Annotated in this window: 21 protein-coding genes and 1 riboswitch; of the genes, 13 read left to right on the top strand and 8 right to left on the bottom strand. The window is 35.3% G+C overall.

Translation table 11 applies throughout. From position 1 onward, the window contains the following. Positions 1-9: 9 nt before the first annotated feature. The gene (locus DOK76_RS05770; protein ID WP_206965676.1) at positions 10-1,356 is read right to left on the bottom strand and encodes an Nramp family divalent metal transporter; all 1,347 of its coding nucleotides are present in this window, start codon (positions 1,354-1,356) and stop codon (positions 10-12) included. A gap of 137 nt (positions 1,357-1,493) precedes the next feature. On the opposite strand from DOK76_RS05770, the gene DOK76_RS05765 reads away from it, so the two are divergent. From DOK76_RS05765 to DOK76_RS05740, 6 genes are all read left to right on the top strand, one after another. Further along, complete coding sequence (locus DOK76_RS05765; RefSeq protein WP_206965675.1) at positions 1,494-1,766, top strand: GNAT family N-acetyltransferase; 273 nt, start codon at positions 1,494-1,496, stop codon at positions 1,764-1,766. 86 nt (positions 1,767-1,852) lie between these two features. Beyond that, on the top strand, positions 1,853-3,916 hold the full coding sequence (gene metG / locus DOK76_RS05760) for a methionine--tRNA ligase (RefSeq protein ID WP_206965673.1): 2,064 nt from the start codon (positions 1,853-1,855) through the stop codon (positions 3,914-3,916). An 80-nt stretch (positions 3,917-3,996) separates the two neighbouring features. Then, positions 3,997-4,767 carry a TatD family hydrolase gene (locus DOK76_RS05755; protein WP_206965670.1) on the top strand — a complete coding sequence of 257 codons (771 nt, stop codon included), beginning with the start codon at positions 3,997-3,999 and terminating at the stop codon, positions 4,765-4,767. Further along, a complete protein-coding gene (gene rnmV / locus DOK76_RS05750; RefSeq protein ID WP_304941631.1) occupies positions 4,767-5,351 on the top strand; it encodes a ribonuclease M5 in 585 nt (194 codons plus the stop codon). The genes DOK76_RS05755 and rnmV overlap by 1 nt, the downstream gene beginning before the upstream one ends. Continuing rightward, a complete protein-coding gene (gene rsmA, locus DOK76_RS05745) occupies positions 5,338-6,222 on the top strand; it encodes a 16S rRNA (adenine(1518)-N(6)/adenine(1519)-N(6))-dimethyltransferase RsmA (protein ID WP_206965669.1) in 885 nt (294 codons plus the stop codon). Before rnmV ends, rsmA begins: the two co-directional genes overlap by 14 nt. Positions 6,223-6,300: 78 nt before the next feature. Then, positions 6,301-6,870 carry a hypothetical protein gene (locus DOK76_RS05740; protein ID WP_206965754.1) on the top strand — a complete coding sequence of 190 codons (570 nt, stop codon included), beginning with the start codon at positions 6,301-6,303 and terminating at the stop codon, positions 6,868-6,870. Between the two features lie 69 nt (positions 6,871-6,939). Here the strand turns inward: DOK76_RS05740 and DOK76_RS05735 are convergent, their stop codons facing one another. After that, a complete protein-coding gene (locus DOK76_RS05735) occupies positions 6,940-8,046 on the bottom strand; it encodes an ABC transporter ATP-binding protein (protein ID WP_206965667.1) in 1,107 nt (368 codons plus the stop codon). 120 nt (positions 8,047-8,166) lie between these two features. On the opposite strand from DOK76_RS05735, the gene DOK76_RS05730 reads away from it, so the two are divergent. The 4 genes from DOK76_RS05730 to DOK76_RS05715 all read left to right on the top strand — a co-directional run bounded on the left by DOK76_RS05730 (position 8,167) and on the right by DOK76_RS05715 (position 10,819). Then, positions 8,167-8,544, top strand: a complete 378-nt coding sequence (locus tag DOK76_RS05730) for a methylglyoxal synthase (RefSeq protein WP_206965665.1) — start codon at positions 8,167-8,169, stop codon at positions 8,542-8,544. Positions 8,545-8,603: 59 nt separating this feature from the next. Beyond that, positions 8,604-8,710: riboswitch (THF riboswitch) on the top strand. A gap of 40 nt (positions 8,711-8,750) precedes the next feature. Then, positions 8,751-9,275, top strand: coding sequence for a folate family ECF transporter S component (locus DOK76_RS05725; RefSeq protein WP_206965663.1), 525 nt, complete (start codon positions 8,751-8,753; stop codon positions 9,273-9,275). Between the two features lie 326 nt (positions 9,276-9,601). Further along, on the top strand, positions 9,602-10,291 hold the full coding sequence (locus DOK76_RS05720) for a YjjG family noncanonical pyrimidine nucleotidase (protein WP_206965660.1): 690 nt from the start codon (positions 9,602-9,604) through the stop codon (positions 10,289-10,291). 54 nt (positions 10,292-10,345) lie between these two features. After that, positions 10,346-10,819, top strand: coding sequence for an LURP-one-related family protein (locus tag DOK76_RS05715; RefSeq protein WP_206965658.1), 474 nt, complete (start codon positions 10,346-10,348; stop codon positions 10,817-10,819). Between the two features lie 48 nt (positions 10,820-10,867). Here DOK76_RS05715 and DOK76_RS05710 read toward each other — a convergent pair whose 3' ends face one another. The 3 genes from DOK76_RS05710 to DOK76_RS05700 form a co-directional block, all read right to left on the bottom strand. Then, entirely contained in the window at positions 10,868-12,619 is a 1,752-nt protein-coding gene (locus tag DOK76_RS05710; protein WP_206965656.1) for an ABC transporter ATP-binding protein, read from the bottom strand. Continuing rightward, positions 12,619-14,346, bottom strand: coding sequence for an ABC transporter ATP-binding protein (locus tag DOK76_RS05705; RefSeq protein ID WP_206965654.1), 1,728 nt, complete (start codon positions 14,344-14,346; stop codon positions 12,619-12,621). The genes DOK76_RS05710 and DOK76_RS05705 overlap by 1 nt, the downstream gene beginning before the upstream one ends. Positions 14,347-14,446: 100 nt before the next feature. Continuing rightward, positions 14,447-14,926, bottom strand: coding sequence for a nucleoside 2-deoxyribosyltransferase (locus DOK76_RS05700; RefSeq protein WP_206965652.1), 480 nt, complete (start codon positions 14,924-14,926; stop codon positions 14,447-14,449). A gap of 131 nt (positions 14,927-15,057) precedes the next feature. On the opposite strand from DOK76_RS05700, the gene DOK76_RS05695 reads away from it, so the two are divergent. Continuing rightward, positions 15,058-16,167, top strand: a complete 1,110-nt coding sequence (locus DOK76_RS05695) for a 3D domain-containing protein (protein ID WP_206965651.1) — start codon at positions 15,058-15,060, stop codon at positions 16,165-16,167. Positions 16,168-16,229: 62 nt separating this feature from the next. Then, positions 16,230-16,835: a TetR/AcrR family transcriptional regulator gene (locus DOK76_RS05690; RefSeq protein WP_206965649.1), complete on the top strand. Its 606-nt coding sequence runs from the start codon at positions 16,230-16,232 to the stop codon at positions 16,833-16,835. Positions 16,836-16,929: 94 nt separating this feature from the next. Here the strand turns inward: DOK76_RS05690 and DOK76_RS05685 are convergent, their stop codons facing one another. Then, a complete protein-coding gene (locus tag DOK76_RS05685) occupies positions 16,930-17,844 on the bottom strand; it encodes a prenyltransferase (protein WP_206965647.1) in 915 nt (304 codons plus the stop codon). A 298-nt stretch (positions 17,845-18,142) separates the two neighbouring features. Between DOK76_RS05685 and thiT the strand changes: the two genes are divergently transcribed. Next, the gene (gene thiT / locus DOK76_RS05680) at positions 18,143-18,697 is read left to right on the top strand and encodes an energy-coupled thiamine transporter ThiT (RefSeq protein WP_206965645.1); all 555 of its coding nucleotides are present in this window, start codon (positions 18,143-18,145) and stop codon (positions 18,695-18,697) included. 60 nt (positions 18,698-18,757) lie between these two features. On the opposite strand, the gene DOK76_RS05675 is transcribed toward thiT, so the two are convergent. Next, positions 18,758-18,922 carry a hypothetical protein gene (locus DOK76_RS05675; RefSeq protein ID WP_206965642.1) on the bottom strand — a complete coding sequence of 55 codons (165 nt, stop codon included), beginning with the start codon at positions 18,920-18,922 and terminating at the stop codon, positions 18,758-18,760. 66 nt (positions 18,923-18,988) lie between these two features. Next, entirely contained in the window at positions 18,989-19,609 is a 621-nt protein-coding gene (locus DOK76_RS05670; RefSeq protein ID WP_206965640.1) for an ECF transporter S component, read from the bottom strand. Between the last annotated feature and the right edge of the window lie 5 nt (positions 19,610-19,614).

Here is a 19,614-nt window from a genome sequence, read left to right as displayed (position 1 = left end):
CGTTAAAGGTTAAATGAATGTTGAGATAATTAAATAAATATTCAAAATGGTTAAAATAATAGTAACAATCCAAGCAATAACAGTTAAAGCGATGTGATTTTTAAAGTCGCCCATGAGTTTCTTTTGACTTGTAAAAATAGTTAACGGGATAATGGAAAGCGGTAGGGCAGCACTTAGGAAGACCTGTGTATAAATCAACAGTTTTTCCACAACTTCCTCAGAATCACCAAAAACTAAGATGGCAATAACCACAGGAATAACAGCTAAAAGACGAGTAATTAATCGTCTTGCCCAAGTAGGCAATCTTAATTTAATGAAGCCTTCCATAATAATTTGTCCAGAAAGAGTTCCCGTAATGGTTGAATTTTGACCAGATGCTAGTAAAGCAACAGCAAACAACACACTTAAAAGTGGTGAAGCGATGGCTCCTACAATAGTAGAATCAGCTAATGCATGGTAAAGAGAACCTAAAGTAGTTAGGGTTTCTCCGTGACCAAAAAACAAAGTTGCTCCAAGAGTTAACAAAAGACAGTTAACAATAAAGGCAAAAATCAATTGAATGTTTGAATCCCATTTTGCAAAACGGACAGCTTCTTTTAGCTCTTCTTTATTAGTCCTGTCGTATTGTCTTGATTGGACAATAGAAGAGTGAAGATATAAGTTATGTGGCATAACAGTCGCTCCCACAATACCAAGAGCTAGTAAAAGAGCGCCGTTGTCTGTGACAACTTCTTTTTTAGGAATAAATCCTTGGAATAAGTCTGGCAAGTTAGGTTGACCCAAAATAACCTCGTAAGAAAAGATGACGAAAATTGTTGCAATTAAGGTCATAACAATGGCTTCTATTTTTCTAAATCCCAATTTCGTTAACATTAACAGTAAAAAGACATCTAAAACAGTAATAAAGACGCCGACTAACAAAGGAAACCCAAATAGTAAGTTTAGGGCAACCGCACTACCAATGACTTCAGCAATGTCTGTTGCCATAATAGCTAACTCGTTCATTACCCAAAGAAAAATTCCCATTTTTTTCTTTGTATGTAGTCGTGTAGCTTGTGCTAAGTCCATACCAGTAACGATCCCTAATTTAGCTGACATGTATTGAAGTAACATGGCGATTAAACTTGAAATCAAAATCACAGATAAGAGCAAGTAGCCATATTGAGCTCCCCCTGCGATTGAAGTAACCCAGTTACCTGGGTCCATGTAACCAACAGCTACTAAAGCTCCTGGTCCAGAATAGGCTAGTAATTTTTTCATAAAATTAGCATTTTTAGGGATAGAAACGGAATTGTTAATCTCAGGGAGACTAAGACCGTTTAATTTTTCAGTTAAAATATGTTGATGTTTGTTCATAGTAATCCAATCTCCTTTTAGGTATGCCTAAATTATATTTTTAGTTTGTGTAAAAAGCAAGTGATTTGTTTTAATAGCGTAAATTATATATATTAATAGTAGGATTTAAAACAAGAACATATGGAGGCGTTTAAGAGATGTTTACAGTAGAAAAAGAACGTGTTTTTTTAGAAGAAGAGGGTAAAATAGTAGCTGAAATTAATTGGGTATTTTTAGAAGAGAAAGTTATCGATGTTAACCGCACATTCGTTGATGAGTCCCAACGTGGTAAGGGGTTAGCTGAAAAATTAGTTTTGGCAGTTATTGAGATAGCTAAAAAAGAAGAGTTAAAAATTGTACCAAGTTGTTCGTATGTAGAAAACTATTTCAATAAACATGAAGAATTATCATCTTTATTAGTAACACCTTAATAGAAACCTAAAAGGAGATTGACTAAATAAAACAGTCAACCTTCTTTTTTTAGACTAAAAAAGCTAAAGAAACTGTGCTATAATGTTTGGGACTATACGTAAAATGGGGAAGAGTCCCCATATTAATCAAGGAGGTTTATCAAGTGGAGGAGAAAAAAACATTTTACATTACAACCCCCATTTATTATCCAAGTGGCAAATTACATATCGGAAGTTCTTATACAACTATTGCATGTGACGCAATGGCAAGATACAAACGATTAAAAGGTTTTGATGTGTTTTATCTAACAGGGTTAGATGAGCATGGTCAAAAAATCGAACAAAAAGCAGACGAATTAGGTATTCAACCTAAAGAATATGTGGATCATATGGCTGCTGACGTTAAGAAATTATGGAAATTATTAGACATTGATTACGATAAATTCATTCGTACAACAGATGACTCACATATGGCAACTGTTAAGAAAATATTCCAACAGTTATTAGATCAAGGGGATATTTATTTAGGTGAATACGAAGGTTGGTACTCAGTATCAGACGAAGAGTATTTCACGGAAAATCAACTAGCAGAAGTTTACCGTGACTCAGAAGGTAAAGTGATTGGCGGAAAAGCACCAAGTGGTCACGAAGTTGAATTAGTGAAAGAGCAAAGTTACTTCTTCCGTATGAGTAAGTATGCTGATCGTTTATTAGAGCATTACGAAACGCATCCTGACTTTATTGAGCCTGTGTCACGTAAAAATGAAATGATTAACAACTTCATCAAACCTGGTTTAGGTGATTTAGCAGTTAGTCGTACGTCTTTCTCATGGGGTATCCCAGTTGATGCAGATCCAAAACATGTGGTTTATGTTTGGATTGACGCATTATCAAACTATATTTCAGCACTTGGTTACGGTACAGATGATGACAGTAACTTCAAAAAATACTGGCCAGCAGATGTCCACATGGTAGGAAAAGAAATCGTACGATTCCATACAATTTATTGGCCAATCATGTTAATGGCTTTAGGTTTACCCTTACCAAAACAAATTTTTGCTCATGGCTGGTTAGTTATGAATGACGGTAAAATGTCTAAATCAAAAGGGAATGTGGTTTACCCAGAGATGCTTGTTAAGCAATATGGTTTAGATGCACTTCGTTATTACTTAATGCGTGCAATTCCTTTTGGTTCAGATGGTGTGTTTACACCAGAAGACTTTGTGGCTCGTGTTAATTATGATTTAGCTAATGACTTAGGTAACTTATTAAATAGAACAATTGCTATGATCAACAAATACTGTGATGGTAATGTGCCGAACTACGCGTCTCAAGTAACGCCATTTGATAGTGAGTTATCAACAACAGCAGCTGACGTAATTGGTAAATACAACAAAGCTATGGAGAAAATGGAATTCAATATCGCTTTAGGCGAAGTGTGGAAATTAATTTCTCGCGCGAATAAATACATTGATGAAACACAACCTTGGGTATTAGCAAAAGACCCAAGTAAAGTGGCTGAATTAAATAGTGTTATGGTTCATTTAGCAGAAAGCTTACGTATTTCAGCTATTCTACTGCAACCGGTGATGACTGAAACGCCTAAAGAAATTCTACGTCAATTAGGCTTAGGCGAATCTGAATTATCTATGCTAGATATTCGCTTTGGTGATTTCCCTAAAGGGGCTAAAGTCATCAGCAAAGGAAAACCAATCTTCCCTCGTTTAGACATGGAAGAAGAAGTAGCTTATATTAAAGAACAAATGGCTAAAACTGCAGCTCCTCAAGAAGAAGAGGCATGGAATCCAGAAGAAACAGAATTGGTTTCTTCAAAAGAAGATGAAATTAAATATGAAGACTTTGATAAAGTTGAACTAAAAGTAGCAGAAGTCATTGATTGTTTTAAAGTCAAAGGCGCTGATAAATTATTACAATTCCGCTTAGATGCAGGAGATAAAGGTCATCGTCAAATCCTTTCAGGGATTGCTGAGTTTTATCCAGATCCATCTGATTTAGTCGGTAAAAAAGTAGTCATTGTTGCTAATTTAAAACCACGTAAATTGCGTGGACACATTAGCCAAGGAATGATTTTATCTGCAGAAAACGCAGATGGCTCTCTTTTAGTAGTGGAAGCACCTAAAGGAGCAGAGAATGGGGCAATTATCGCCTAGAAAAAAACGATTGAAAGAGTTCTTTTTCTCTTTCAGTCGTTTTCTTTTGTGTTAAACTAAGAATGATTGGAGTGAGGTTTATGATATTTGATACACATACTCATTTAAACGTAGAACAATTTAAAGATGACATTCCAGAAGTCATTGAACGAGCGAAAGAATTAGGCGTTAGTGAAATGGCCGTTGTGGGATTTGATACGCCAACGATTGAAAAATCATTAGCCTTAAGTCATACTTATGAGATGATTTATAGTATTATCGGTTGGCATCCAACAGAAGCAGGCACTTATACAAAAGAGGTTGAAAAAACGCTACAACGTCAATTAGAAGATAACCGAGTGGTGGCTTTAGGTGAGATTGGCTTAGATTATTATTGGATGGAAGACCCTAAAGAAGTTCAAGATAAGGTTTTTAGACGCCAAATTACTATTGCAAAAGAGATGAATTTACCCATTAGTATTCATACAAGAGACGCTATTGAAGATACTTACAAAATCTTAAAAGAAGAAAAAATTCAAAATATTGGTGGTATTATGCATAGTTTTAGTGGAGATGAAGAGTGGGCTAAACGCTTTTTAGATTTAGGTATGCACATTTCTTTTAGTGGAGTGGTGACTTTTAAAAAAGCATTTGAAGTCCATGAAGCAGCCAAAATAGTTCCTCTAGATAAATTATTAGTGGAAACAGATGCACCTTACTTAGCTCCTATGCCGTACCGTGGTAAACGAAATGAACCTGGGTATACTAAATATGTAGTGGATCGTTTGTCAGAACTTAGAAATATACCTGTAGAAGAGATAGCTAGAGTGACAAGAGAAAATGCCCATAGATTATTTAGGATTGGTGAGTAATGACTGAAAAAATGAGAATAGAAGAAATTATTGTAGTTGAAGGTAAAGATGATACCAAACGACTACAACAATTTGTTGACGCAGATACCATCGAAACAAATGGATCAGCTTTAAGTGAAGATACCCTAGAAAAAATTAGTCATGCAGAACAAGTACGTGGCGTCATTATTTTTACAGATCCTGATTTTTCAGGTGAAAAAATTAGAAAGCAAATTACAGAAGTTGTTCCAACAGCTAAACATGCTTTTATTTCACGAAAAAAAGGTGAACCTAAAAATGCAGGTGGTAGCTTAGGGGTCGAACATGCGGATAAAGAAGCGATTATTGGAGCACTAAAAAATGTCTCAACGCCTAAACAAACAGAGTTTACCTCTGAGATAGAAATCGAAGATTTGATTTACTTTGGATTAATTGCTGGTAATTGTGCGAAAAAACGTCGCGAGTTATTAGGTGAAAAGCTAAACATTGGCTACACTAATGGGAAGCAATTAAAAAAACGATTAACCATGTTCCAAATTGAGAAAGACACATTTATACAAGCAATGAAAGACATACTAAAGGATGAACAAAATGACAGAATATAAAGACATTGCTACACCAAGTCGTACGAAAGAGATACTGAAACAATATGGCTTTTCTTTTAAGAAAAGTTTGGGTCAAAACTTTTTGACTGAACCAAATATTTTAAGAAATATTGCTGCAACAGCTAATCTCTCTGAAGAGGATCGTATCATTGAGATTGGGCCAGGGATTGGCGCCTTAACGGAGCATTTAGCTCGTTCAAACGGACAAGTCCTATCTTTTGAAATTGATCAACGTTTAATTGAAGTATTAGAAGACACTATGAGTCCTTATCCTAATGTGACAGTGGTCAATGAGGATATCTTAAAAGCTGATGTGAAACAGATTTCAGAAGAGGTGTTTAAAGAAGAAGGTCCTATAAAAGTAGTGGCTAACTTACCTTATTACATCACAACGCCTATCATGATGCATTTATTGATGTCTGGTTTAGACGTTGAGTCAATGACAGTCATGATGCAAAAAGAAGTTGCTGACCGCATTACGGCAGTTCCTGGTACAAAAGCTTACGGCTCTTTATCGATTGCTGTTCAATATTACATGGAAGCTAAGTTAGCTTTTATTGTACCAAAGACAGCTTTTGTTCCTCAGCCAAATGTAGACTCAGCTATTATTCATTTAAGCAAACGCTCAGAGCCGGTAGTTAATGTAATAGATGAAGACTTTTTCTTCACGGTGACGAAGTCTGCTTTTACTCAAAGAAGAAAAACATTATGGAATAACTTAACCAGTCATTTTGGTAAAGATGAAAAAACGAAAGCTTGGCTTGAAACTTCTTTAGAAGAAGTTGGTATCGATCCAAAACGCCGAGGAGAAACATTAAGTATTCAAGAATTTGGTAAGTTATCTAATTCATTAATGACGAACAAAAAATAATTAAACAGTAAAAATGTCCGTTGACAAAAATCTGTGCATTCGTTATCATAGTTTCAAAAGGTGTTGGAGATGAATAATATGAAAAACAGATCGATTCAGTCTTTAACGTACGCATCTTTACTTATTGCATTAGGTATTATGATTCCTTTAGTGATGCCAGTGAAATTTGTAATAGGGCCTGCGTCATTTACATTAGCAAGTCATGTCCCTGTATTTTTGGCAATGTTTGTATCCCCCGTTGTGGCAGTACTAGTAGCATTAGGAACAGCCTTTGGTTTTTTCCTAACGTTTCCTTTTATCGTTGGTATGAGAGCTTTATCTCATGTGATTTTTGCTTTTTTTGGAGCCCTGTATTTGGGGAAACATCCTAACTTAGTGGATTCACCTAAAAAAATGATGGTTTTTAACGTGGTAATTGGTTTAGTCCATGCGATTTGTGAAACCTTAGTCGTAACATTATTCTTTATGACAGGAAAATTATCTGCAGAGACATACACATCAGGCTTTTTCGTCTCTGTGTTCTTACTAATTGGAGTAGGCGGATTTATCCACAGTCTAATTGATTACACTATTGCGTTTTCAATTGCTCAAAAAATTGGTTGGAAATTTAAGTTTCCAGTCTACTTAGCAGCTAACAAACAAAAATAAAAAAAGAGCTTGGCACTTTTAGTGCTAAGCTCTTTTAATTTTCACTTAACGTGAAAAGAGGGAATAGTTTTAGCGAATTGCTTCTTCTGAGTCAGCGTCAAAGAAATGAGCTTTGTTTAAGTTGAAGGCTAATTCGATTTGCTCTCCTGGGATATACGCAGAACGAGCATCTACTTTAGAGATGAACTCAGTATCACCAGTACGAGTGTATAACATTGTCTCAGCTCCAAGTAATTCAGATACAACTACTTCAGAACTAACCACACTATGTGGAGCAGAATCTTTTACGATTGGTTCGCTATGGATATCTTCTGGACGAATACCAAAGACTAATTTTTTACCAGCATAGCCTTTTTCTCTTAAGACTTTGAATTTTCCTTCAGGTACTTCAAGACGTAAATGATCACCATCAGTGATGTAACCATCTTCACCTAAAGTCACGTTAAATAAGTTCATAGCAGGTGAGCCGATGAATCCGGCAACGAATACGTTAGCAGGAGTATCATAAACTTCTTTTGGTGAACCAATTTGTTGAATGAAACCATCTTTCATAATAACGATTCTATCAGCCATAGTCATAGCTTCTGTTTGGTCATGGGTTACGTAGATAGTTGTTGTTTCTAAACGACGGTGTAATTTAGCGATTTCTGCACGCATTGCCACACGTAATTTAGCATCTAAGTTTGATAATGGCTCATCCATTAAGAATACTTTAGCATCACGAACGATGGCACGACCTAAAGCCACACGTTGTCTTTGTCCACCAGATAAAGCAGCAGGTTTACGTTGTAAGTACTCTGTTAAACCTAAGATGTCAGCCGCGTTATCTACACGTTTTTTGATTTCAGCTTTGTCATATTTACGTAATTTTAGACCAAAAGCCATGTTATCATAAACAGTCATATGTGGGTATAAAGCGTAGTTCTGGAAAACCATGGCAATGTCACGGTCTTTAGGTGCTACGTCATTAACGATACGATCGCCAATCCATAATTCACCTTCAGAGATATCTTCAAGACCAGCAATCATACGTAGAGTTGTTGATTTACCACAACCAGATGGTCCAACAAACACGATAAATTCTTTGTCTTCAATATGTAAGTTAAAGTCTGTTACTGAGTAGTTAGGGTTACCGTCATATTTTTTATGGATACTTTTTAAAGCGATTTCTACCATTTTCTTAAGTCCTTCTTTCTTTGTCTTTGATAGTTACAGTATAATAGAAGATGTAATGCGCTTACAATGTAAAAAGTGCCCAATCATTTATGTCACTATGACTAAAAAGGAGAGATAGTAATGAAAATAGCGTTAATTGCTCACGATAAAAAGAAATCAACCATGATTAAGCTTGCAAAACAGTATGAACAGATTCTCAGTCACCATGACTTATTTGCTACAGGAACAACTGGAGAAAAAATAATGGCTCAAACAGATTTAAGTATTCATTGTTTCAAATCAGGTCCTTTAGGAGGCGACCAACAAATTGGTGCTAAGGTATCAGAAGGAGAAATGGATATGATTATTTTTTTAAGAGATCCATTAACTGCTCAACCTCATGAACCTGATGTGAACGCCTTGATTCGTCTAAGTGACGTCTATGAAATTCCTTTAGCGACAAATAAAAGTACAGCAATTCTTTTGTTAAAAGAACTAGAAAATTTGGCGGAAAATTGACTGGCGTGTCCTTTATTGTCATTATGAAGAAATGTGATATAGTCAAGTTGTAAAACAAAAACAGAGTAGGAAGTAATGCGTAAAGTGCCGATGAGATGGGATGTTGCTTGTTGGACGAAAAGTGCTAGTGGAGTACTTGCGACATTAATTTTCCGCATTCGCTGCATATTGGATGTAGCAACTCTATCAAAAAAGGAGATGCTAAAATGGAAAAAACACGTTTTACAACTAGGTCAATTGCTTTAATGGGGGTGCTGATGGCTCTCAGAATTATACTGTCACAGTTTATTTCAATTACAACACCGTTTGTAAAAATCAGCTTTTTCTTTATTACAGTGGTATTGATGGCTATTTTATTTGGGCCAGTTATTGCTGGTGCGGGGAATGCATTATGTGATTTCTTTGGTGCTTTGCTATTTCCGGCAGGGGGAGCTTATTTCCCAGGATTCACACTAACTGCTCTTTTAGCAGGAGCTATTTACGGAAGTTTCTATTATAAAAAGGACTTAACGTTAAAACGTATTATTACAGTTAATTTAATCGTCACGTTCTTATTAAGTTTACCGTTAAATACGCTATGGCTATACATGATGCAAGGGAATGCCGTATTTGCTTATTTGCCAGCAAGAATCATTTCTTCTAGTATTATGTGTGTCATTCAAGTAGTGATTACTTATTCTATGGTAAACATTCGTGTGTTCCAAAAACAATTAGTTAAGTTTGTTGCATAATTACGATAACCGTTGAAGTGGTTTCAACGGTTTTTTTGTTTTATTAAAAAACGGAGAGTATGTGAAAATAGTTTAAGTAAAAATGACGCAAATGTGTATCGATGATAAGTCTGGTTGTGTTAGAATAAGTGTGTTCTTGAGGTGAATAAGTAGAACATAAAAAAACAATGTTAGCAGATTCGAATAAATAATATGATTTTTGAATTAAAGAGCCTATAAAAGTCTTATAAAATCATTATTTAAGACGGATTGATAACATTTTATTTCACAGAGAAAGTTGTTTAATATAGACCATTTATAATCAATATTTTTTTAAGGAGAGTATAATGAATAAATACAGTTATTTAATTTTTGACCTAGATAATACATTACTAAATTTTAGTCAATCAGAATTATCGGCCCTTAAGGGTATTTTCACAAAGTATGGTGTTATCTTTAATGAAGACACATTTGAATCTTATAAAAAAATTAATAAAGAGCTTTGGGATAAGCTAGAAGCAGGAACTATCAAAAAAGAAACGTTGTTAAATAGACGTTTTGAGGCCTTTTTTGCGACTCAAGGTGTTCAAGTTGATGGCGCTGTTGCTGATGATGAGTATCGCGGACTATTAGAAGAAAGAAATGATTTAATGCCTGGTGGTTTAGAGTTGTTAAAAAAATTAAAAGAGGCAGGATACACCATTTTAGCAGGGACAAATGGTGTCGGTAGAACACAACGTAAGCGTCTTGAGAATGCTGATATGACAAGTTTTTTTGATGCTCTTTATATTTCTGAGGAAGTAGGTTTTGAAAAACCAGATATGCGCTTTTTCGAAACAATATTCGCAACAGAAGGTATCAAAGATATGTCTAAAGTTTTGATGATTGGAGATAGCTTAACATCAGACATTAGAGGGGCAAATCGCATAGGAATAGACTCGGTTTGGCTAAATAATGATTATCATGGTGTTATTAATGATAATCCTACTTATGAATGTACCAATTTAAATGAATTAAATAAAATGTTTAATATTTAGTCAATATCATGTTATACTATTAACATAAATGAATATAAAAAACGGAGTGATTTAATGAGACAACTTTTTATGAAACAAATGGTTTCAGGAGAAAAGGACAACTTTACTATTAAAGATCGACGTGGAGAAGAAGTTTACACTGTTGCTTTTGACGAAACAGACTCAGATACCTTATTTTCTATTTCTAATCATGGCCAACAACCAGTTGTTTTGATTAAAGAAGATGAAGAGAGCTGCCAAAAAAGATATTGTATTCATTCGGAAGGCCAAGAGATATTCATTGTTGAGGCTGATGAGACTTTAGTAGAATGTAGAGCGATCAGTGATGAACTCAGTATTAATGGAGATATGTTAAGTATGACTTTTGATGTGATGTATGGTTACCGAAAAGTAGGTAAAATTAGAAAACGTTGGATTCCTTCAGAGAATTCCTATGAGTTGACCATTTTTGAATCAGATCGAGAAGGAGTTCTTCTTGGCTTGATGGCTTGTCTAGACTTTACGATGTGTTGTCCGAGTAATTACTAAAAGAGGTTGTTAAAGAACGCCTAATGGTTCTTTAACAGCCTCTTTTTGTTAGCTATTAAATTGAGCTTGGTATAAAGCGGAGTAGTGACTTGTTGGTTGTTGGAGTAACTCGTGATGGGTTCCAACTTCAACAATTTGACCTTGATCCATGACCATGATTTTATCCGCAGATTGAATTGTAGAAAGACGATGAGCAATAATAAAGCTTGTTTTATTTACCATCATATTTAAAAAGGCTTTTTGGATGAGTTGTTCAGTTAAGGGGTCAATAGAACTAGTCGCTTCATCTAGAATAAGCATTTTAGGTTGGCTAATCATGGTTCTGGCTATTGAGAGTAATTGCTTTTGACCGTCTGAGATACTTAAACCACTTTGTCCAAGAAGTGTATCAAACCCTTGAGGTAAGCTATCAATAAAGTGATCAATGGAAGCCTCTTGACAGGCTTGTTTGACTTCTTCAAGAGAAGCATTAGGTCGGCCAAATACAAGGTTATCCCAGACAGTTCCGTTAAACAACCAGGTTTCTTGTAGAACCATGCCGAATAATTGTCTAAACTCATTTTTATTGTACTGGGTGATAGGCACACCATCTAATAAAATGTCCCCACTATCAAGTTCGTAAAATGCCATTAATAGATTAACTAGTGTGGATTTTCCTGCACCAGTTTTTCCAACAATTGCCACTGTTTCACCAGGGTTAACGTCAAAGTTAAATCCTTGAATCAGTGGTGTTTTTTTGTCGTAAGAAAAAGAAACATCACAAAATTCAATATGTCCTTTAATGACTGTAGGTAAGGGAGTCTCTTTGTTCGTTATTTCAACAGGTTCGTCTAGTAAGTTAAACATTCTCTCTAAACTAGCAATCGCTGTTTGAAGTTGTGTCATCACACCTGACAATTCGATAAAGGGTTTAGAAAATTGAGCCGAGTAAAGTAAAAAACTAGTAACAATCCCAATAGTGATATTAGGAGTCTCTTGAATAACGAGTAGTCCACCAATCAATCCAATACTTAAGTAAGCAAGATGATCCACAAAACGTGATAAAGGATTGGTTAGAGAAGAGATAAACTGTGCTTTTCTACCAACGGTGAATAACTCTTGGTTTAATTGATCAAAGGCTTCTTGAGATGTTTCTTCGTATTGGAAAGCTTTGATTACTTTTTGATTAGTAACATGTTCTGATAAAAAGCCAGAGATAAGACCGACTGTCTTTTGCTGTTTAGCAAACTGAGCATGACTAGTTGTTGCGACAAGCCAATTGACTAAAAAAATAAAAAATGTAGAAACGACTATCACCAGTGTTAAAAGAGGACTTAGATTAAGCATTGTGACAAAAGAAATCACGACAATCGTTAAACCAGAAAAAATCTGGTTAAAGATAGCAGTAGAAGAATCAGAAATAAAATCTAAGTCATTTGAAAAACGACTCATAATGTCTCCATGTGACGTTTTATCATAATAGGAAATTGGCAATTGATTTAAATGATGAAAGGCTTCTGTTCTTAGTTGGTGAACAGATTGATAAGCAACTTTGTTACCTAGTCGTTGAATAAGCCACTGAGAAATAGTTGTCATAAGCGTAATTCCAATCAAATAAGTCAAAATGGTAAGTAATTGTTGGAAGAAGACGTGAGATTCGCCAACCATCGTATCAACTGCTTTACCTACTAAAAACGTAAAAGAAACGACAGAAGCACCATTAATCACACCAAGTATCAATGCAATTAAAATCTCTTTTTTAAAGCTTTTTAGATAAGGTAACCAGCGTTTAATAGGAGTGATAGAAAGGGTTTTATTCATTAATGAACCTCCTTTTCGTCTTGTGCCGCAGCTATTTGTTGATAAATATCAGAAGATTTCATGAGCTCGTCATGAGTTCCTAAACCAACTTGTTTGCCATTATCTAAGACTAAGATATGATCAGCCTGTTTAATTGAAGACAGACGTTGAGAAATAATAATAGTGGTCATATCAGGTAAAACAGAACGAAGCTGCTTTCTGATCAGCCAATCTGTTTGGTAGTCTAAGGCGCTTAGGGAATCATCTAATAGTAATAAGTCAGGTGATTTAATGATAGCTCTAGCTAAACATAAACGTTGTTTTTGACCGCCAGAGAAATTATTACCGTTGGCTAGGACTGGCGCGTCTAGTTTTTCAGGTAAAGCTGTGACAAACTCCAAACATTGAGCAAGTTCTAGTGCGCTGTAACACATCTCTTCTGTGGCATCAGGGTTTCCCATTAGTAAATTACTTTTAATGGTACCGCTAAACAGTGTACTTTTTTGAGGAACGATGCCTAAATGTTGTCTTAGTTTCCCAGTTGGGTAGTTAAAAGAAGCAATCCCGTTTAAGGTCATTTCCCCGTTAGAGATGTCATAAGAGCGATTGATTAGCTCAGCAATTGTTGTCTTACCGCTACCAGTTGGACCGATAATACCTAGGGTTTCACCTTTTTTAAGTTGAAAATTGATTTGTTTTAAGGCATAGCCTCTTGATAAAGGGTATTGGAAAGACACGTTGTTAAAGGAAACAAGGGGAGTGTTTTCCCAAGAGTCATCTATTTCTTTTTCAGTTGTGACAATGTCTGGTTGAGTCTCTAGCATTTCTTCCACACGTGTAGCGGAAGCAAAAGCCTTAGTAAAAATAACAACAAGATTGGATACTACAATCAAAGCAAGTAACATTTGAGTCATATAATTAATAAGCGCTACAACTTCTCCAGATGATAAATGACCTGTGTTGACTTGAAAAGAACCAGCAGACAGGATAAAGACAATCGCGCCATTCATTATTAAACCAGTAATAGGTGATAATAAAGCAGATAAATTTGACACATTTTGATAAGACGTGGCTAAATCATCACTAACTGTATCAAAAACTTTTTCCGACTGCGGTTGCTTTGAAAAGCTACGAATAACTCGTACACCTTGAAGTGTTTCTTTAAGGGTCTCGTTAAGGGCATCAATTTTTTGTTGTACCCGTTTAAATAAAGGGACTGTTTTCTTCATAATCACCCAAAGAATGAGAGAGAAGATAGGGATGGTGATAATGAAAATAATCCCCATAGTAGTATCGATATAAAAGGCCATAATAATAGAACCGATACTTAGGAAAGGAGCTCTTATCACCAGTCTAATTAACATGGCAAGAGCCAGTTGTAGTTGATTGATATCATTGGTCATGCGTGTAATAAGTGTAGAAGTCCCGTAAGCGTCTAATTCTGAATGAGACAGAGCATTTATTTTTTTCATTAAATGATGTCTTAGCTCAGTTCCAAATCCTTGAGAAGCCCGAGCGGCGTAGTACTGGCAAATGATGACGCAGACTAACCCGATGAGTGACATGAAAAGCATCATCATCGCCATTTTGATTGTTTGCTGTGTGTCACCTGATTTGATGCCTTCATCAATGAGTTTTGCCATATAAAGAGGTAGTAGGAGCTCTAAAATAGCTTCTAGTAGTTTGAAAAAGGGACCAAGAATTAATTCTTTTTTGTACGTTTTAGCATAAGTTAATAAAGAGAGCAAAGGATCACCTGCTTTAAAAGTCTTTTAATAGAAAGAGATAATAAGGGACTGTGACTTATCGGTGTCTCAGTCCCCATAAATATAGAATGTTATTGAATTGTTACAAATAGGTGTCAATTTTTTTCAACCAGTCAGACTCGTTATTAATAATCTCTCCGTTTAGCTTAACAAGTCCTGCTGTATAAAGATTGACGTAAGGGAATTGTGATTCTGCTACGTCATTTAAAGCACTAATTTTTTCTGGATTAGTTGCACCTAGTTGTCTTGAGTCTGTAAATAAACCAAGAACAGGAATGCCTGCTTGGTAGGCTACACCAATTTCAGAAGCGACTCCCACATCAATCATAGGACCATCTAAAACCGCTAAAACAAGTTGACTATCTAATAACGCATCAGTGTCATATTTAGCAATCATTTTAGAGTCAGCGTAGCTATTTTTATCGTTAATATCACCTTGTTCTTGAGGAACGTAAATAGAAAGTTCTGGATAAGTTTCGCGAATTTTTTTGACTAAATAGTCATTGTAAAAACGCTCCATATCAGAAAATAAAGGGCTAGCGAAATAACATTTTTTTACCATAAAAATTCTCCTAACTGTTACATGATATGAATACAGGGTCTAAACTGTAATAATTTGTAAAGAGATTGTTACAAACCAAAGGATGTATTCTTGTATAATAATAACATAAATTACGATAAAATGAGTTCGGTATGAAAGTGAAAGGTGTTGTCGTTGTGAAAGTAAAAGGGCTGTCCATCACGTTATTCTCTATTATAGCTCTAGCAGTTTCTCCAGTTGTTTCTTTAGCAGCTAATGATAAAGAAGCCAGTGTGAAAAAAGAGAGTGTAGAGATTAGTAGTAAAATTGACAAAGCGCTTGATTCAGTAAACGTGAAATATCAAGAAGTTGAAACATTAAAATCAGAAGTTTCAGCCACAGAAAAAACAATCAAAGAAACACAAAATAAAATCGAAAAAACAGAAGCAAGTATTGCCAAAAGAACTGAAGTAATGGCAGAGCGTATGCAACATATGCAATCAAATAGTGCGTCATTTAGTTTAATGGATTCACTGTTATCTGCTGAAAATATGTCAGATTTCTTCAATCGTGCTTATGCAGTAACAGTTCTTCAAGGAGCTGAAAAATCAAAAGTTGATTCTTTAGCAGAAGACAAGTTAAAACTAGAAGAAATGAAAACAGACTTAGAGGCGAGTAAAACAACTCTAACAGAAAAACAACAAACTATGACTCAAGAAGCAGCGTCTCTTGAAAGTGATGTAGCCTCTTTAAAAACAGAATTAAGTAATAATCAAGCTGTCTTAGATAAATTAGCTAATGACAGAATTGCTGAAGAATCAAAAGCTAAAAAGGCAGCCGCAGAAGCAGCTAACCGAAAAACGATTGAAAAAGAAGCTTCAGAAGCAGTTAAAAAAGAAAAAGAAAAAGAAACACAAGAATCGGTTGTTGTGGATGAAACACCAGCTGAGACAACACCAACACCTCCTGTGAATGAACCTAACATTCCTGAGTCATCTGGTGGAACAGTTATGAACATGGTAGCAACAGGTTATTCTTATAAACAACCTGGATTGAGCTACTTTACAGCAACAGGTATTGACTTACGTGAAAACTCACGTGTTATCGCTGTTGATAGAAACGTTATTCCATTAGGATCAGTTGTTGAAGTATCTGGTTATGGCTATGCCATTGCTGGCGATACAGGTGGCGATATCGTAGGTAACAGAATCGATTGTCATTTCAACTCAATTGAAGAATGTACACAATGGGGCGTTAAAAACGTTACCGTAACAGTTAAATAATACAAAGTCTTAGTAGAGTTATCTGCTAAGACTTTTTTGTGAACAAAAGGAGGCTTGAGAAGATGCAACAAAAGAAGAAAGATATCCAAATGAGTATTCAAAAAACGGCCCTAGCTATTTTTTATCAACAAGGTTATCCAAAAACAAAGATGAGTGATATTGCAAAAGAGATGAATATGTCTGTTGGGAATATCTATACGTATTTTAAAAACAAAGAAGAGTTGTTTTATACTGTAGTCCCTAAAGAGACGATTTATTACTTTGAAGATGTCATTGCCGTTACTGTTCAGGCGTATAATGATTGCTTGATGAATAAAAAAGAACCACAAGAAGTGATTCCGTTAATTGCTAAGCAAATGATTTTATTATTAGGAAACTACCGTGAAGTAGTTATTATGCTAGATAAAAATGAAGGTACTATTTATGAAGGTATGAAGGACAAATTAGTGAAGGAAATGATTGATGTTCGTCTAGGAGATAGAAAAACAACTTTACTGGATCAAGATATCCGAAAAGAAAATATACCATTGTTTTATAAAATAGTTGGCTCTGGTTTTTTAGATATGGTATTGATGGCTCTAAAGGAAGAAGGTATCTCTGAAGAAGAGAAATTTGAACTTTGTATGTCATTGATCACGTATCAGTTAAAGAAAAGTCAAGCTAACTAAAGAATAGAGGCTGACTAAAATGTCAGTCTCTATTCTTTTTCCCTTAATTGTGAAGTTGCTTAGAGCAAAACGACTTTTGACCCATTCTATTTTTTTATAGATAGCTTCCTAAAAAATAAAGAATGGGGTAAAGAACCATAGTCAAGGACATAGTCTTTAAGATGATAGGAAACGTGGTTTGTTTGTCTTGTTTGTGCTTAAAGACTTTGAGAGACTTTAAGACAAAAGGCAAGGCAAGTAGTAACAGTAGAACTGTCACAGGTGCTAATTGGAGAAAGACTAGAACGACTAGCCACAAGTAATTAAAAACACTCAAGAAAAGAAGTAAGTTCACAGCTCGTGGTTTGCCTAAGTAATAAACTAAAGTTTTTCGACCGTTCGGAATATCTTCTTCTAAGTCACAAATGTTATTAGCAAGTAAGTTATTAAACATACTAATGACTAGGGGGAGACTAATTCCTGCTAGTTTTGTCATAAAGTGTGCGAGACTTTGAGACTCTGTATAAGTTGCTAAATAGTAAGAAATCAAAGTGATAAAAAAACCAGAAGCAATGGCTGTAATAGTTTCTGCTATAGGTAGACTGTTTAGTGGGTATTTGCCATAGGAATAAAATAAACCAATGTAAAAACCAATGCCACCTAGTAAACCAACAAATAGATTGGTCTGACTAACTAAGTAAGTTCCTAATACAAAAGAAATAATCATGGCACTATAAAAGTAGCCTTTGACGGTTTTTAATGACAAGTTATCACGTCCAATAATATTGGTAACTGTTTTGTAGTGTTCATCTTGTGCATTGTTGTAGTCTTGCCAGTGATTAAAAATATTAACAGCCACATGGAAGCTAATAATAATACAAGTAAAGACTGTTAGATTGATAGAAAGAGTTGCGCCTCCTAAGTAATGGGCAGCAGAAATACCGAGTAAAATGATAAATAAATTCAGTGGTGCAGTATAAACTTCTGATAACTCCCAAAATTGTTTAAATGTTAATCCTTTTTTTGTCATGATAGACCTCCTCTTGAAACTTTTCCTATCTTAACAAAAAAGAAAAGCAACTAACAAGTAATTGACTTGTGAAATTTAAGAAGTTGCTTTTTTTTTCGGAGCATGAGATGATGTGTGAGACATCAATATAACAAGTACCATCACAAAGGGGAGCAGTAGCTGAGATTGAGTAGATTTATTCTAAACCCTAGAACCTGATATTGTTAGGACAAGCGTAGGAATTGTGATGGAGTAATGCCTAATTACTCCTCTTTGGTTGTGTGCTCGTAATTGACAAACAAACAAGGGGGATTTTTTTATGAAGTCATCAGGAGCAAAAATATGGTTAGAAGGAGCAATAGCAGCTTCTTTTTCCATGGCCTTATCGTTTATTCCATTAGATGTAGGAATTGGTTTTTCTATTTCAATTGGAATGATTCCAGTCATTATTTATTCTTTCAGAAGAGGTTTTTTAGCAGGTCTTGCTAGTGGTTTTGTCTGGGGATTGTTACATATTTTATTAGGAAAAGCCTATATTTTAACAGTGTCTCAAGCGCTGATTGAGTATTTATTAGCTTTTGCTTGTGCCGGGTTTGCTGGTCTCTATGCTAGCAAGATTCAAGCCCTTGTTAAAGAAGGTAAGACACCTTGGCTACAAATGTTGTTAGGAGTCATTCTTGGGACAGGTATTCGTTATATCTGGCACTTTATTGCAGGGGTGATTTTCTGGGGACAATATGCGACATGGGGTCTTAGCCCAGTTGCTTACTCATTAGTTATCAATGGAACAAATGCTTTATTAACAGGAGCAGCTACCTTTATTGTGGTGCTACTGTTAGTTAAGAAAAGTCCTAATTTAGTGTTACCAAAATAAAAATAAGCCAAGTATAGTTGGGGGACTATGCTTGGCTTATTTTTTTTACTTAGGATAACATTATTTTTTTGTGTAATAGTACCAAATAAAGGCTATTACGCCGACAGGAAGAGCGAATTTAATGAGAGTGAAAATAAGTCCTGTTACTAATTGCAAGACATTAATCGCAACAATCACCAAAATAATGATAGCAATTAATTGTAGGGGGGTTAGTTTTCGTTCCATGTGATTCTCTCCTTCATCGGTTTGATAAATATATCTTAGCATGGGTGTGTAGGTTACACCTCAACCTTAAGCCTGATTTTTATCTACGATCTTTAGCAGCACAAAAGCCACGGCACTAGTAGCAATCCCTGCCACAATGGCTTCAGGAATACCGTTGATGAAAATAACAGATAGGACAGCTTTGTAAAGGCCTGCACCAACCTCCATGTTTTTAGCTGCTGCATAAGCATCTTGGAATAAAAAGAAAATCATGTTCATAACCAAAATAGTATTCACCATAGAACCAGTGATGCCTGCTACGAATAAAGAAATATTTTGTTTGGTTTCTCTATTTTTGAAGAAACGATAGACATAAAAGGGAACAACTCCTGTTAAAATTCTTGGAATTAAGGCAATAGCAATCGCCCAAAGGCTTGTTTCATTTGTACCTAAAACAGGAATGAAAGGTGAAAAAGCAAATGATAACAAGGAAGGGGATATAGTATTGATAGTCATACTAAGTAACCCAAATGCTAGACCAAGAAAGGCACCAATACGAGGTCCTAAAACGATAGCTCCAATAATAACAGGTACATGGACGAGTGTGGCTTTAATAAAACCTAAGTTGATAAATCCTAGTGGTGTAAAAGAAAAAAGAATAATAATTGCTAAAAAGATAGCAGTCAGTGTTAGTTGTTTCGTTTTCAATGTAA

The organism is Candidatus Vagococcus giribetii (genome assembly GCF_017316185.1).
Classification (GTDB): Bacteria; Bacillota; Bacilli; order Lactobacillales; family Vagococcaceae; genus Vagococcus; species Vagococcus giribetii.
This window is presented reverse-complemented; position numbering and strand designations above follow the sequence as displayed.